Origin of the sequence: Pseudomonas sp. B40(2017) (assembly GCF_002112855.1) — a bacterium.
In the GTDB taxonomy this organism is placed as follows: Bacteria; Pseudomonadota; Gammaproteobacteria; order Pseudomonadales; family Pseudomonadaceae; genus Aquipseudomonas; species Aquipseudomonas pharyngis.
In genome coordinates, this window is sequence record NZ_NEIT01000003.1 from 125,089 (window position 1) to 138,016 (window position 12,928).

14 protein-coding genes are annotated in these 12,928 nt (G+C 61.0%); 5 read left to right on the top strand and 9 right to left on the bottom strand.

Features of this window, described 5'->3' with window-relative positions; all coding sequences use genetic code 11:
• Positions 1-8: 8 nt before the first annotated feature.
• The 4 genes from CAF76_RS08015 to CAF76_RS08030 form a co-directional block, all read right to left on the bottom strand.
• On the bottom strand, positions 9-1,841 hold the full coding sequence (locus tag CAF76_RS08015) for an ABC transporter ATP-binding protein (protein ID WP_085648572.1): 1,833 nt from the start codon (positions 1,839-1,841) through the stop codon (positions 9-11).
• 88 nt (positions 1,842-1,929) lie between these two features.
• Positions 1,930-2,493 carry a peptidylprolyl isomerase A gene (locus CAF76_RS08020; protein WP_011332958.1) on the bottom strand — a complete coding sequence of 188 codons (564 nt, stop codon included), beginning with the start codon at positions 2,491-2,493 and terminating at the stop codon, positions 1,930-1,932.
• A 3-nt stretch (positions 2,494-2,496) separates the two neighbouring features.
• Positions 2,497-3,300 carry an alpha/beta fold hydrolase gene (locus tag CAF76_RS08025; protein WP_064594205.1) on the bottom strand — a complete coding sequence of 268 codons (804 nt, stop codon included), beginning with the start codon at positions 3,298-3,300 and terminating at the stop codon, positions 2,497-2,499.
• 14 nt (positions 3,301-3,314) lie between these two features.
• Positions 3,315-4,238 carry a LysR family transcriptional regulator gene (locus CAF76_RS08030; protein WP_011332960.1) on the bottom strand — a complete coding sequence of 308 codons (924 nt, stop codon included), beginning with the start codon at positions 4,236-4,238 and terminating at the stop codon, positions 3,315-3,317.
• A 49-nt stretch (positions 4,239-4,287) separates the two neighbouring features.
• On the opposite strand from CAF76_RS08030, the gene CAF76_RS08035 reads away from it, so the two are divergent.
• From CAF76_RS08035 to CAF76_RS08045, 3 genes are all read left to right on the top strand, one after another.
• Positions 4,288-4,602 carry a hypothetical protein gene (locus CAF76_RS08035; protein ID WP_011332961.1) on the top strand — a complete coding sequence of 105 codons (315 nt, stop codon included), beginning with the start codon at positions 4,288-4,290 and terminating at the stop codon, positions 4,600-4,602.
• A gap of 159 nt (positions 4,603-4,761) precedes the next feature.
• Positions 4,762-5,361, top strand: coding sequence for an FMN-dependent NADH-azoreductase (locus tag CAF76_RS08040; RefSeq protein ID WP_011332962.1), 600 nt, complete (start codon positions 4,762-4,764; stop codon positions 5,359-5,361).
• Positions 5,362-5,573: 212 nt separating this feature from the next.
• Positions 5,574-6,455: a carboxylate/amino acid/amine transporter gene (locus tag CAF76_RS08045; protein ID WP_085648571.1), complete on the top strand. Its 882-nt coding sequence runs from the start codon at positions 5,574-5,576 to the stop codon at positions 6,453-6,455.
• On the opposite strand, the gene CAF76_RS08050 is transcribed toward CAF76_RS08045, so the two are convergent.
• Positions 6,400-7,305 (bottom strand): LysR family transcriptional regulator, encoded by a 906-nt coding sequence (locus tag CAF76_RS08050; protein ID WP_007956547.1) that lies wholly within the window; start codon positions 7,303-7,305, stop codon positions 6,400-6,402. The genes CAF76_RS08045 and CAF76_RS08050 overlap by 56 nt on opposite strands.
• Positions 7,306-7,474: 169 nt before the next feature.
• On the opposite strand from CAF76_RS08050, the gene CAF76_RS08055 reads away from it, so the two are divergent.
• Positions 7,475-8,119: a hydrolase gene (locus tag CAF76_RS08055; RefSeq protein ID WP_085648570.1), complete on the top strand. Its 645-nt coding sequence runs from the start codon at positions 7,475-7,477 to the stop codon at positions 8,117-8,119.
• A 124-nt stretch (positions 8,120-8,243) separates the two neighbouring features.
• On the opposite strand, the gene CAF76_RS08060 is transcribed toward CAF76_RS08055, so the two are convergent.
• Complete coding sequence (locus tag CAF76_RS08060; protein WP_085648569.1) at positions 8,244-9,542, bottom strand: mechanosensitive ion channel family protein; 1,299 nt, start codon at positions 9,540-9,542, stop codon at positions 8,244-8,246.
• A gap of 191 nt (positions 9,543-9,733) precedes the next feature.
• On the opposite strand from CAF76_RS08060, the gene CAF76_RS08065 reads away from it, so the two are divergent.
• Positions 9,734-11,074, top strand: coding sequence for a DEAD/DEAH box helicase (locus tag CAF76_RS08065; RefSeq protein ID WP_011332966.1), 1,341 nt, complete (start codon positions 9,734-9,736; stop codon positions 11,072-11,074).
• 62 nt (positions 11,075-11,136) lie between these two features.
• On the opposite strand, the gene CAF76_RS08070 is transcribed toward CAF76_RS08065, so the two are convergent.
• The 3 genes from CAF76_RS08070 to CAF76_RS08080 form a co-directional block, all read right to left on the bottom strand.
• Positions 11,137-11,736: a hypothetical protein gene (locus CAF76_RS08070; RefSeq protein WP_085648568.1), complete on the bottom strand. Its 600-nt coding sequence runs from the start codon at positions 11,734-11,736 to the stop codon at positions 11,137-11,139.
• Complete coding sequence (locus CAF76_RS08075; RefSeq protein WP_085648567.1) at positions 11,733-12,332, bottom strand: papain-like cysteine protease family protein; 600 nt, start codon at positions 12,330-12,332, stop codon at positions 11,733-11,735. Before CAF76_RS08075 ends, CAF76_RS08070 begins: the two co-directional genes overlap by 4 nt.
• 249 nt (positions 12,333-12,581) lie before the next feature.
• Positions 12,582-12,857, bottom strand: coding sequence for a hypothetical protein (locus CAF76_RS08080; RefSeq protein ID WP_064594218.1), 276 nt, complete (start codon positions 12,855-12,857; stop codon positions 12,582-12,584).
• Positions 12,858-12,928 lie beyond the last annotated feature (71 nt).

Genomic DNA, 12,928 nt, shown 5'->3' on the forward strand with positions numbered 1-12,928 from the left:
GCGCAGGATCAATCGATGCCGACAAACCCTCCGGTCTGGTGCGCCCACAGCCGCGCATACAACCCGCCGTGGGCCAGCAGTTCGGCATGGTTGCCGCTTTCGGCGATATTGCCGTTTTCCAGCACCACCAGCCGGTCCATGCGGGCAATGGTCGAGAGGCGGTGGGCGATGGCGATCACGGTCTTGCCCTGCATCAGGGTTTCCAGGCTTTCCTGAATCGCCGCTTCCACTTCCGAGTCCAGCGCCGAGGTCGCTTCGTCCATGATCAGGATCGGCGCGTCCTTGAGCAGCACCCGCGCAATGGCGATCCGCTGACGCTGACCGCCGGACAGTTTCACCCCGCGCTCGCCGACATGGGCGTCGAATCCGGTGCGTCCTTCGGCGTCCGACAGCAGCGGGATGAACTCATCGGCGCGGGCCTTGCGCACCGCTTCCCAGAGTTCGGCGTCGGTGGCGTCGGGCTTGCCGTACAGCAAGTTGTCGCGAATCGAGCGGTGCAGCAGCGAGGTGTCCTGGGTGATCATGCCGATCCGAGCACGCAGGCTTTCCTGGCCGACTTCGGCGATGTCCTGGCCGTCGATCAGAATCCGCCCACCCTCGACGTCGTACAGGCGCAGCAGCAGGTTGACCAGGGTTGATTTGCCGGCGCCGGACGGGCCGATCAGACCGATTTTCTCGCCGGGTTTGATGGTCAGGTTGAGGTCGCCGATGATGCCTTTCTTCTTGCCGTAGTGAAAATCCACGTGCTCGAAACGCACTTCGCCACGGGCCACGGCCAGCGGTTTGGCCTGCTCCCGGTCGGTGACGCTGACCGGTTGCGAGATGGTCTGCAGACCATCCTGGACCATGCCGATGTTTTCGAAGATGCCGGTGACCACCCACATGATCCAGCCGGACATGTTGACGATGCGGATCACCAGGCCGGTTGCCAGGGCGATCGCGCCGACGCTGATCAGCGATTGCGTCCACAGCCACAGCGCCAGCGCGGTGGTGCCGACGATCAGCAGGCCGTTCATGGTGGTAATGACCACGTCCATGCTGGTGACCACGCGACCGGCCAACTGGGCTTTTTCGGTCTGTTCCTGAATCGCCTCGCGGGCGTAGTGCTGTTCGAAGTTGGTGTGGGCGAACAGCTTCAGGGTGGCAATGTTGGTGTAGCCGTCGACGATCCGGCCCATCAGTTTCGAGCGCGCGTCGGAGGCTTCCACCGAGCGGTCCTTGACCCGTGGCACGAAGTAATAGAGCGCGCCGATGTAGGCGGCGATCCACGTCAGCAGCGGGATCATCAGGCGCCAGTCGGCCTCGGCGAACAGCACCAGCGAACTGATCGCGTAGATCAGCACGTGCCACAGCGCATCCACCGCTTGCACGGCGGAATCGCGCAGCGAGTTGCCGGTCTGCATGATGCGCTGGGCAATGCGCCCGGCGAAGTCGTTCTGGAAGAAATTCAGGCTCTGCTTGAGCACGTAACTGTGGTTCTGCCAGCGGATCAGGCTGGTCATGCTCGGGCTCAGGGTCTGGTGCACCAGCATGTCGTGCAGCGCCAGGAACAGCGGGCGCAGCAGTAACGCTACCACCGCCATCCACGCCAGTTCGACGCCGTGCACCTTGAAGAAGTCGACGTTCGGCGTGCCCTGGGCGAGGTCGATGATGCGGCTCAGGTAGCTGAACAGGGCCACTTCGATCAACGCGCCGAACAGGCCGACGATCAGCAGGGCGACGAAACTCGGCCAGACCTGCTTCAGGTAATAGGTATAGAAGGGCAGAACGCGGTCCGGCGGAGACGCCGTCGGGGCGTCGCGGAATATGTCGATCAGTTGTTCGAAACGGCGATAGAGCATCAGATAACCGCCCGGAGCACGGGCTCTCCTTTTATCAGTGTGAGCGGCGTGACATCAGGTCAGCGCCGCTCGATATGCCCTGTAAAGCTTAGTCGATGCGCTTGGCCGACTTGATGATCACAGGGTCGACCGGCACGTTTTGCATGCCCTGTTTGGTGGTGGTCTGGGAGTTGACGATGATGTCGACCACGTCCATGCCCTTGACCACTTTGGCGAACACCGCGTAACCGGCGTCACGGCCCGGATCGAGGAAGGCGTTGTCGGCCACGTTGATGAAGAACTGGCTGGTGGCCGAATCCGGGTTGGAGGTACGCGCCATCGACAAAGTGCCACGAACGTTATGCAGACCGTTGCTGGCTTCGTTCTTGATCGGCGCCTTGGTGTCTTTTTGCTGCATCTGCTGGGTGAAGCCGCCGCCTTGGGCCATGAAGCCCGGGATCACGCGGTGAAAAATCGTGTTGTTGTAAAAGCCGCTGTCGACGTACTCGAGGAAATTCTTGGTACTGATCGGCGCCTTGACCGGGTCCAGCTCGATTTCGATCTGGCCGTTGGTGGTGTCCAGCAGCACGTGCGGTGCTTTTGCCGGCGTGGCAGCCATCAGGTTGGCAGCGAACAGCACGGTGCCGGCGGCGAGGGCGAGTTTTTTCAGCATGGGTCAGTGATCCTGAGGGTGATTATCGGCTGTGGCGAGGAACTCCAGCAGCGTTTGATTGAAGCGTTCGGGCTGATCGAGCGGGGTGGCGTGGCGCGAATCGGCGATCACCACCAGCCGCGCATCGGGCAGCAGTCTGACATAGGTTTCTTTCAACGAAACGGGGGTGTAGTCCCGGTCGGCGCTGACGACGAGGGTTGGACAGGTGACCCGGGAAAGTCGTTCCTGGACCCCCCAGCCAACAATCGCATCGAAGCTGGCGAGATAAGCACGTTTGTCGTTTTTTGCCCAGCGCTCTGCCATCTTCTGGCGCAAATCGGCCTGCTCCGGTTTGGGGAACAGCTTGGCGCCAAGGGCCTTGCCGATGGTGGCGAGGCTGAGCAGGCGCATCAGGCTCCAGCGCTTGAACCACTGCCAGTAATCGTCGCGGCTGCGCACCTTGACCTCGGGCGCGCTGTTGACGATGGTCAGGCTCTTGAGCATCCGCGGCTGATCGACGGCGAGCTGAAAGCCGATCATGCCGCCCATGGACAACCCGGCGTAGTGCACCGGGCCGAGTTTCAAATGCTCGATCAGGGCGACGATGTCAGCGCTGAAGCCGGCGATGCTGTAGCGCTCGCGGGGCTTGTCGGAGCGGCCGTGACCGCGCACGTCCGGGACGATCACCCGGTAATGCGCGGCCAGGGCAGGAATCTGCATTTCCCAGTCCAGAGTGCTGGAGCCCAGACCGTGAACCAGCAGCAACGGATCGCCGTGGCCATATTCCTCGTAGTGCAGGTTGCAACCTTCATGCTCGAAATACGCCATCGGTGAACTCCGTGTCAGGCTTGTTCGGGGGCGGCGAACGGTGCGTCCAGCGGCAGGGTGTCGAAGGTGCGCAGCAGTTCGATGAGGATTTGCGTGGCTGGGCCCAAGGGTTTGTCCTTGTTCGAATACAGATAGAAGCTGGAGTTGCGGTTGCCGCCTCTGTCCAACGGTAGCAGCTTGAGTGAGCCGTCTTTCAGTTCCCGCTCGATCATGTGGCGTGGCAGCCAGGCGAATCCCAAGCCACTGCTGACGAACGTCGCAGCCGTGGCGAGACTGCCGACGGTCCAGCGCTGCTCGGCGCCGAGCCAGCCGACGTCCCGAGGTTGCTGGCGGCCGGAGTCGCGGATGACCACTTGCATCTGGGTTTCCAGGTCCTGAAAGCTCAGCTCGCGGTTGAGCCGATGCAGCGCGTGATCAGGATGGGCGACGGCGACAAATTCGACATCGCTCAATTCTGCGCCAAGGTAACCGGGAATGCTCAGCCCGGTGATGGCCAGATCGGCCACGCCTTCGAGCAGCACTTCCTCAACGCCCGACAGCACTTCCTCACGCAGACGCACGCGGCAGCCACGGCTCTGCGGCATGAACGCGGTCAACGCGCGCACGATACGGGCGCTCGGGTAGGCGGCGTCGACCACCAGCCGTACTTCGGCTTCCCAGCCCTGCTCCATGTGATGGGCAAGGTCTTCCAGCTGGCTGGCCTGTTTCACCAATTGCCGCGAGCGGCGCAGCAGCACGCCGCCGGCTTCAGTCAGCACGGCCTTGCGGCCGTCGATGCGCAACAGCGGCACGCCGAGCTGATCCTGCATGCGGGCGACGGTGTAACTCACCGACGATTGCGAACGGTGCAGGGCCTCGGCGGCCTGGGCGAATCCGCCGTGGTCGACCACGGCCTGCAACGTTCGCCATTGATCAAGGGTCACGCGGGGCGCTTTCATCAATAGCTCCTCTTGTCCTAAGCTGGCGGTCCCTCATGGAGACTGCCGAATGAAAAAATTCTGTTGTGTGTTGCTGGCGCTGCTTCCGCTGACTGCGTTCGCGTACCCGATCGATGTGGAAAAGGACCTCAACGGCCTGAAGATCGACTACAACGCGTTCGACACCGATAACGACATCGGCTCCATCCAGGTCAACAACTACGGCGACGTCGACGCAACCTGCAAGGTGGTATTCACCAACGGCCCGGAGGCGCCGCGCACGCGCAATATCGAGGTGGCGGCGGGCAAGCATAAAAACGCCACGGCCAAATTCACCCGGACCATCATCAAGCTGCGCATCAAGCTGAGTTGCACCCCGAAATAGCGTCATGGGCCTGTGGGAGCGGGCTTCCACAGGCTAAGGCTTGCATCTAAACGAATTTTTCGATGCTTTGCAGCAATTATTTGCGCTTTTTCATCGATACGGCACTGTTTAACCTTCACTCCATCGACTTACAACATTCTCGGATGGAGGCTACACAACATGTCCCGCGTTCTGATCATCGAAAGCAGCGCCCGCCAGCAAGACTCGGTTTCCCGTCAACTGACCCAGACCTTCATCAGTCAGTGGAAAGCGGCGCATCCGGCCGATCAGATCACCGTACGTGACCTCGCCGTGAACCCAGTGCCGCACCTGGACATCAACCTGCTGGGCGGCTGGATGAAATCCGCCGAGCAGCGCAACGACAGCGAGCAGGCCTCGCTGGACCGTTCCAACGAATTGACCGATGAATTGCTGGCCGCCGACGTGCTGGTGATGGCGGCGCCGATGTACAACTTCGCCATTCCGAGCACCCTGAAGGCCTGGCTCGACCACGTACTGCGTGCCGGCGTGACCTTCAAATACACCGAAACCGGCCCGCAAGGCCTGCTCAGCGGCAAGCGTGCCTACGTGCTGACCGCTCGCGGCGGCATCTACGCTGGCGGCCCGGCGGATCATCAGGAACCGTACCTGCGTCAGGTGATGGGCTTCATCGGCATTAACGACGTGACCTTCATCCACGCTGAAGGCATGAATCTGGGCGGCGACTTCCAGGAGAAAGGCCTCAACCAGGCCAACGCCAAACTGTCCCAGGTCGCTTGATATGTTAATCGCCAGATAATCGCCGATTGTTCTAGTGACCTGGCGCAACCCCTTCAAGGCTCTACGCGCATCGAACCTCCCTTTGCACTTGTTGCTCCTGAGTGCTGTAGCCCGATTGAACGCTTTAGCGAGATCGGGCTTTTTTTTGCCCGGGATTTAGCGATGGCTGGCAAAAAACGCTATCGTCGCCGCCATTCGAAATCGAGGCGAGCATGGGCTATCTACTTTTTGTCACGCTGATCCAGGCGTTTTCCTTCAGTCTGATCGGCGAATACCTGGCCGGTCATGTCGACAGCTACTTCGCGGTGCTGGTGCGTGTGGTGCTGGCCGGGCTGGTGTTCATTCCGCTGACGCGCTGGCGCTCGGTGGAGCCGGCGTTCATGCGCGGCATGCTGCTGATCGGCGCGTTGCAGTTCGGCGTGACCTACGTCTGCCTGTATCTGAGCTTCCGAGTGCTGACGGTGCCGGAAGTGTTGCTGTTCACCATCCTCACGCCATTGCATGTGACGCTGATCGAAGACGCGCTCAACCGACGCTTCAACCCGTGGGCGCTGATCGCCGCACTGGTGGCCGTGTGCGGTGCAGCAGTGATTCGCTACGACCGGATCAACCCGGACTTCTTCATGGGCTTTCTGCTGCTGCAACTGGCCAACTTCACCTACGCCGCCGGGCAGGTGCTGTACAAGCATCTGGTGGCAAAACACCCGAGCGATCTGCCGCACTACCGGCGCTTCGGTTTCTTCTACCTCGGCGCGCTGGCAGTGGCGTTGCCGGCGTTCCTGTTGTTCGGCAAATCCAACTTCCTGCCCGAAGCGCCGCTGCAATGGGGCGTGCTGGTGTTCCTTGGTCTGGTCTCGACCGCACTCGGTTTGTATTGGTGGAACAAGGGCGCGTGCCTGGTCAACGGCGGCACCCTGGCGGTGATGAACAACCTGCACGTGCCGGTGGGGCTGCTGCTGAATCTGCTGATCTGGAATCAGCATGAAGAGCTCGGGCGGTTGTTCCTCGGTGGCAGCGTGATTCTGGCCGCGGTGTGGATCAGCCGGTTGGGGATTCGCAAGCCGGCGCCAGTTGCCCCACCAGAAACTCGATAAACGCCCGGGTCTTCTGCGGCACCCGCCGCGCTGACGAATACACCGCGTTGATGGTGATCGCCGGGGCTTGCCATTCGCAGAGCACCGGCACCAGCCGCCCGGCCGCCAACGCCTCTTCGACGATGAAGTCCGGCAGCAGCGCAATGCCCATGCCGGCCTCGGCCGCTTGCGCCAGCAGGTCGCCGTTGTTGGCGTGCAGCGGCCCGGTCACGTTGACGCGCTGGGTCTCCTTGCCGTTGCACAGTTGCAAGCTGACCCCGCTCTGCAGATAGCCGTAGTTCAAGCATTGATGTGAGCGCAGATCCTGCGGGGATTGCGGCGTGCCCGCGCGTTCGAGGTAAGCGGGGGAGGCGACCATGATTCGTGGGGCGGGCGCCAGTTGCCGGGCGATCATGGTCGAGTCGGGCAGGCTGGCGATGCGGATGGTCACGTCGAAGCCGCCGCGCACCGGATCGACCTGCTGGTCGCTGAGCACCAGTTGCAGTTCGATGTTAGGGTGTTGCTCGTGGAACAGCGGAATCAGCTTGCCCAGCCGTCGCAGGCCGAACGACATCGGCGCGTTGACCCGCAATACCCCGCGCAATTCACCCACCCCGTCCCGCGCCCGCTGTTCGGCCTCGTCCAGTGCCGCAATCACTTCCCGCGCCGCTTCGAAATACTCGGCCCCGGCCTCGGTCAGGTGCAGGCTGCGGGTGGTGCGTTGCAGCAGTTGCACGCCGATGGCCTCTTCCAGTGCCTGAATCTGTTTGCTGACTTTCGAGCGGGGCACGTCCATGGCCCGGGCGGCGGCTGCAAAGCCGTTTTCGCCGACCGTCACCACGAAGGCGCGCATGCATTCGATGCGATCCATGATTGTCCCTATTTTGGAATCAATGATTCTCGATTTTAGGGAATTGTCCCTTTATCGGCTAGCCCCTAAAGTGACATCCAAGCCGAGACAACAACGCCGAAGACGGCAAGCCGCCTCGACTCACCAATACCCAATCGAAACTTTGAATCGACATCAAAAGGAACGCGCCATGTCTATCCGTGAACTGCTGAACCCAACCAACTCCGCCCTGATCCTGATCGACCACCAGCCGCAAATGGCTTTCGGCGTACAGTCGATCGACCGTCAGACCCTGAAGAACAACACCGTTGGCCTGGCCAAGGCTGCCAAGATCTTCAACGTGCCGACCATCTACACCTCGGTCGAAACCGAAAGCTTCAGCGGCTACATCTGGCCGGAATTGCTGGCAGTACACCCTGAGCAGAAACCGATCGAACGCACCTCGATGAACTCCTGGGAAGACAAGGCGCTGGTTGACGCCGTGAAGGCCACCGGGCGCAAAAAGCTGATTATCGCCGCGCTGTGGACCGAGGTTTGCCTGACCTTCCCGGCTCTGGAAGCTCTGGCTGAAGGCTACGAGGTGTACATCGTCACTGACGCGTCCGGCGGCACTACCAAAGAAGCCCACGACATGTCGGTACAGCGGATGATTCAGGCCGGCGCAGTACCGGTGACCTGGCAGCAAGTGCTGCTCGAGTACCAGCGTGACTGGGCGCACAAAGACACTTATCAGGCAGTGATGGACCTGGTGCTGGAACACAGCGGCGCGTACGGCATGGGCGTCGATTACGCCTACACCATGGTGCACAAGGCGCCGCAGCGGCAGGCGAAGTAATTTAGGGAAGCGATGCAAAACCTGTGGGAGCCAGCCTGCTGGCGTTGCAGTGGATCAGACTGATCAATGTCTGATGACACTCCGCAATCGCCAGCAGGCTGGCTCCCACATTTGATCGGTGGTGTTACATGAGGTGTTTTTCAGCTTCAGGTATGTGCGCCGAACCCAACACCGCCGGCAACAACCCCGACCGCAAATCCCCACCACTCGGCTGCTGATACAGACTCAACCCAAACTCCGGCAGCACCGCCAGCAGGTAATCGAAAATATCCCCCTGGATCCGCTCGTAATCGGCCCACACCGTGGTGGTGGTAAAGCAGTAGATTTCCAGCGGGATGCCCTGGGCGGTGGTCTGCATCTGGCGGACCATGCAGGTCATGTTCGGCTGGATCTCCGGATGACTCTTCAGATAGGCCAACGCATAGGCGCGGAAGGTGCCGATGTTGGTCATGCGCCGGCGGTTGGCCGACATCGCCGCGACGTTGCCCTGCGCCTCGTTCCAGGCCTTGAGCTCGGCTTTCTTGCGCCCCATGTAAGCGGTCAGCAGGTGCACCTGGGAGAGTTTCTCCTCTTCATCGTCGCGGATGAACCGCACACCGCTGGCATCAATGAACAGGCTGCGCTTGATTCGTCGACCGCCGGACTGCTGCATGCCGCGCCAGTTTCTGAACGATTCGGACATCAGGCGCCAGGTCGGGATCGAGACGATGGTCTTGTCGAAATTCTGCACCTTGACCGTGTGCAGGGTGATGTCGACCACATCGCCATCGGCGCCGACCTGCGGCATTTCGATCCAGTCGCCGACCCGCAGCATGTCGTTGCTGGTCAGTTGCACGCTGGCGACGAACGACAGCAGGGTGTCCTTGTAGACCAACAGGATCACCGCCGACATCGCACCCAGACCCGACAGCAGCAACAGCGGCGAACGGTCGATCAGGGTGGCGACGATGATGATCGCGCCGAACACGTACAGGACCATTTTCGCCAGTTGCACATAACCCTTGATCGAGCGGGTGCGGGAGTGTTCGGTGCGGGCGTAGATGTCCAGCAGTGCGTTGAGCAGGGCGCTGACCGACAGCAGCAGGAACAGAATGGTGAACGCCAGGGCCACGTTGCCGAGGAACACCGTGGCGGTCTTGCTCAGTTCCGGCACCAGGTGCAGGCCGAACTGGATCACCAGCGATGGCGTCATCTGCGCCAGACGCTGAAACACCTTGTTATGGCGAAAGTCGTTGATCCAGTGCAACGCGGGCTGGCGACCGAGCATGCGGCTGGCATGCAGGATCAGGTAGCGCGCCACTCGTCCGAGGACCAGCGCGATCACCAACAACAGGAGCAGCGCCAGGCCGGCGTGCAGGAGCGGGTGCTGATCGAGGGCACCCCAGAGGTCTTGGGCGTTGAGCCAGAGCTGTTTGAAATCCATGAGCGAAACGATTCTTCTGTAAGACGCGACGGGCGATTAGAGCATTTAAGACGCTGTGTATTACCGTTGGAGACAAATCGAGCAACAAAAAAGCCACTGATTACCGTGGATTTCACAAAGAAACTCGGCCTGAGCGCTCGAAACCGGTAACCTATGCAGCTGATTTTTTGCATATCTTCGAGGTAGCACCCGTGTTTTCCCAATTCGCCCTGCACGAACGCCTGCTCAAAGCCGTGGCCGAGCTGAAATTTGTCGAGCCAACGCCTGTGCAAGCCGCGGCCATTCCGCTGGCGCTTCAGGGGCGTGACCTGCGGGTGACGGCGCAAACCGGTAGCGGCAAGACCGCCGCTTTTGTCCTGCCGATCCTCAACCGCCTGATCGGCCCGGCCAAGGTTCGCGTCAGCATCAAGACCCTGATCCTGCTGCCGACCCGCGAGCTGGCCCAGCAGACCCTGAAGGAAGTCGAGCGCTTTTCGCAGTTCACTTTCATCAAGTCAGGCCTGATCACCGGCGGTGAAGACTTCAAGGTCCAGGCCGCCATGCTGCGCAAGGTGCCGGACATCCTGATCGGCACCCCGGGCCGGATGATCGAGCAACTCAACGCCGGCAACCTCGACCTGAAAGAAGTCGAAGTGCTGGTGCTCGACGAAGCCGACCGCATGCTCGACATGGGTTTCGCCGAAGACGTGCAGCGTCTGGTCGATGAATGTCCGAACCGTCAGCAGACCATGCTGTTCTCCGCCACCACCGGCGGTTCCGGCCTGCGCGAGATGATCGCCAAGGTGCTGAACAACCCTGAGCACCTGCAGCTCAACGCGGTCAGCCAGCTGAACGACACCACCCGTCAGCAGATCATCACCGCCGACCACAATCAGCACAAAGAGCAGATCGTCAACTGGCTGCTGGCCAACGAGACTTATCAGAAGGCCATCGTCTTCACCAACACCCGGGCCATGGCCGACCGTATCTACGGTCGCCTCGTCGCCCAGGAATACAAGGCGTTCGTGCTGCACGGCGAGAAAGACCAGAAAGATCGCAAGCTGGCGATCGACCGTCTGAAGCAGGGCGGCGTGAAGATCCTGGTGGCCACCGACGTGGCGGCCCGTGGTCTGGACGTCGACGGCCTGGATCTGGTGATCAACTTCGACATGCCACGCAGCGGCGACGAATATGTGCACCGCATCGGTCGTACCGGCCGTGCCGGCAACGACGGTCTGGCGATCTCGCTGATCTGCCACGGCGACTGGAACCTGATGTCGAGCATCGAGCGTTATCTGAAGCAGAGCTTCGAGCGCCGCACCATCAAGGAAGTCAAAGGCACCTACGGCGGACCGAAAAAGGTCAAGGCCTCGGGCAAGGCCGTCGGCGTGAAGAAGAAAAAGACCGACGCCAAGGGCGACAAGAAGAAAACTGCCGCCAAAACCCCGACCAAGCGCAAGAGCGCCAACCGTCCGAAACCGGACGCTCTGGTGAGCAGCGACGGGATGGCCCCACTGAAACGCCGCAAACCGGCAGCGCCAGCGGCTGAGTAAGCCGTTTCAGGCAGACAAAGAAAAACCCGGACATGGTCCGGGTTTTTTATTACCAGCGTTTATTAGCTGCCCAGCAGGCCTGTGGTGTCGGCATCAAAGCGCCGCTTGGCTTGATCGGCTGCCGGTTTGAGCTGTGCGAGCAGGGCGGCCTCGCTGTACAGCCCGGTCAGTGCCAGTTCTTTTGGCGTTGGCTCAATCGGAATCAAAACGTCTTCGTCCGCCGCATGCAGCCAGATCGCCACAAGGTGCAGCGCCGACACAAACAGCATCCGCAGCTCAACGGTTTTGCCCTTCAGTTGCGGCGATTGCTCCGCCAGTTTCAGCGCATCGACCGTGGCGGCCGCCAGGTTGCCGTGGTTCAGCGAGGCGAACTCGACGTGACCGCGTACTTCGGCCAATTGCGCATCGGCAATCGACACCCCGCCGGAAAACACCAGGTAATGCCAGTCGCCCGCTCGGGCATTCTTCAGGCCTTTGCCCTGGCTCAAGTCGTCCAGACTGAGCGAGTAGCCGCGATAGGCCTCGCTGAGGCTGATCCCGGCGGGCGCGGCGCTGGCGAACTGGCGATTGACGCCAAAGCCCTGGGTCTGCAACGCGGCCTGTAGGGCCGGGCGCAAAGTCTGCACGCCGTTGGAAGGCGCCTTTGGATAAGTCAGTTTCATGATGCCGCCCCCTGGTTTTTCGCCGTGAAGTAAGTGTGGGTCCAGTTGCCGCCGCCGTTGTAGGAACCGGGGAAGGCACTCAGCGCGCGGGTCGAATAGCCGTAGATCGAATCCGCGACCAGCACGTAATTGCCGTTGGTGCCGTAGATCGCCAGAAAGTGCGCACCGCCACCGTACCAGGCGCAACGAAGGCCGATCGGGCGGCCCATGTTGATCTGGTTCTGGATGGCCGACATTTGCAGCGAGCCCGAATTCATGCCGTTGAAACTGCGGGTGATCTTCAGCGCAACATCGAGATAGCCGTAGACGTTGCACGGCCCCGGTTGATTGCAGCAGTTGCGGTCCAGTGCGGCGCTGGCAACGGCGCATTGGGTCCAGGACCCGGTGCCGTAATAATTGCCGACCGAGGCGGAAGCAGCGGCCCAGCACCAGTTGGTCTGGGTCTGTTGCTGCATCGTGAAGTTCAGGCTGGCGGCCGCGAGGGCGCGTTGTTGTACAGCCGCCTCGACCTCGACCAGTTGCGGGTCGAGCAGATGGCTGATCAGACATTCGGGCAGGGTGTTGCCGGTGAATGCCGTTGTTTCAGTGGTTAACATTTTTCAATCCTCCATGAATGAAAACAAACGTTCCGCGTTTGCGGGATAACGGTACTACCGAGCGATCGGTGGGTAAGGGTTGCCATCTCCGATGGCCGGTTCCGATCAGGCTCGGGGTAACCCTAGGTGTGAATATGCATTTGTGCAAATAGCAAAATGCACTAATGCAAATTTCCGGACGAAAGGAAGCAGGCTCTGGTATCGATCCAGCCTGATCGATGCCAAAGCCTGCCGTTGTCTGAGCGGGTGTTATCCCTCGGTTTTTTTCTCGGCCGAACCCAGTTCCTTCAAGCGCTGATCGATCAACTGGCATTTGTCCGGCAGATCGGCGGAGGCAGTGCCCAGGTCCATTTTCTGCAACTCGGCGTTGATCTCCTTGGCCTTGGCCGGGTTTTGCTCGGTGAGCTTCGCGACTTCCTTGGCCAGTTGCTCGCGTTTGGCGGTGGCTTCTTCCGGCGTACAGGCCCAGACGGGCAGGGTGCAGGCGAGCGTGGCGGCGAGGGTGAGCTTGAGCAGGGTTTTCATGGGGCAGGCCTCAGTTCCGGTTAAGGCGGGTTAACCGGTTGAGGGCTGTGGCCGGTGAAAAGTTCAGTGTG

Coding starts and splice junctions, on each gene's coding strand:
- CAF76_RS08015 (WP_085648572.1), bottom strand. CDS start 1,841: ATGCTCTATCGCCGTTTCGAACAACTGATCGACATATTCCGCGACGCC.
- CAF76_RS08020 (WP_011332958.1), bottom strand. CDS start 2,493: ATGCTGAAAAAACTCGCCCTCGCCGCCGGCACCGTGCTGTTCGCTGCC.
- CAF76_RS08025 (WP_064594205.1), bottom strand. CDS start 3,300: ATGGCGTATTTCGAGCATGAAGGTTGCAACCTGCACTACGAGGAATAT.
- CAF76_RS08030 (WP_011332960.1), bottom strand. CDS start 4,238: ATGAAAGCGCCCCGCGTGACCCTTGATCAATGGCGAACGTTGCAGGCC.
- CAF76_RS08035 (WP_011332961.1), top strand. CDS start 4,288: ATGAAAAAATTCTGTTGTGTGTTGCTGGCGCTGCTTCCGCTGACTGCG.
- CAF76_RS08040 (WP_011332962.1), top strand. CDS start 4,762: ATGTCCCGCGTTCTGATCATCGAAAGCAGCGCCCGCCAGCAAGACTCG.
- CAF76_RS08045 (WP_085648571.1), top strand. CDS start 5,574: ATGGGCTATCTACTTTTTGTCACGCTGATCCAGGCGTTTTCCTTCAGT.
- CAF76_RS08050 (WP_007956547.1), bottom strand. CDS start 7,305: ATGGATCGCATCGAATGCATGCGCGCCTTCGTGGTGACGGTCGGCGAA.
- CAF76_RS08055 (WP_085648570.1), top strand. CDS start 7,475: ATGTCTATCCGTGAACTGCTGAACCCAACCAACTCCGCCCTGATCCTG.
- CAF76_RS08060 (WP_085648569.1), bottom strand. CDS start 9,542: ATGGATTTCAAACAGCTCTGGCTCAACGCCCAAGACCTCTGGGGTGCC.
- CAF76_RS08070 (WP_085648568.1), bottom strand. CDS start 11,736: ATGAAACTGACTTATCCAAAGGCGCCTTCCAACGGCGTGCAGACTTTG.
- CAF76_RS08075 (WP_085648567.1), bottom strand. CDS start 12,332: ATGTTAACCACTGAAACAACGGCATTCACCGGCAACACCCTGCCCGAA.
- CAF76_RS08080 (WP_064594218.1), bottom strand. CDS start 12,857: ATGAAAACCCTGCTCAAGCTCACCCTCGCCGCCACGCTCGCCTGCACC.